This is a genomic window from Vogesella mureinivorans (genome assembly GCF_007644035.1).
GTDB classification, from domain to species: Bacteria; Pseudomonadota; Gammaproteobacteria; order Burkholderiales; family Chromobacteriaceae; genus Vogesella; species Vogesella mureinivorans.
In genome coordinates this window covers 1-361 of the sequence record NZ_VMTV02000977.1, presented here as the reverse complement: position 1 = coordinate 361, position 361 = coordinate 1, and the positions used below count along the sequence as shown (strand labels likewise).

General features: G+C 64.8%; 1 protein-coding gene. It reads right to left on the bottom strand.

What is annotated here, in order from left to right; genetic code table 11:
* The coding region (locus FLQ44_RS21770) for a glyceraldehyde 3-phosphate dehydrogenase NAD-binding domain-containing protein (protein ID WP_147696042.1) at nucleotides 1-361 on the bottom strand (361 nt) is incomplete at both ends.

Below are 361 nucleotides of genomic sequence, written 5' to 3'. Positions count from 1 at the left end.
AAAGGGCGCGAGGCAGTTGGTGGTGCAGGACGCGTTCGAGATGATCCGGTGATCGGCGGTGATCTGGCTGTCATTGACGCCGTAAACGACGGTCAGGTCGACCTCCTTGGCGGGCGCCGAGATCAGCACGCGCTTCGCGCCGGCGTCGAGATGCTTCTGGCCGCCGGCCTTGTTGGTGAAGAAGCCGGTGCATTCCATCACGATGTCCACGCCGTTGGCGGCGTGCGGCAGGGCGGCGGGATCGCGCTCGGCGGTGACCTGGATGCGCTTGCCGTTGATGATCAGGTCGTTGCCATCGACTTCGACGGTGCCGTTGAAGGCGCCATGAACCGAGTCATGGCGAAGTAGGCGGGCATTGGCC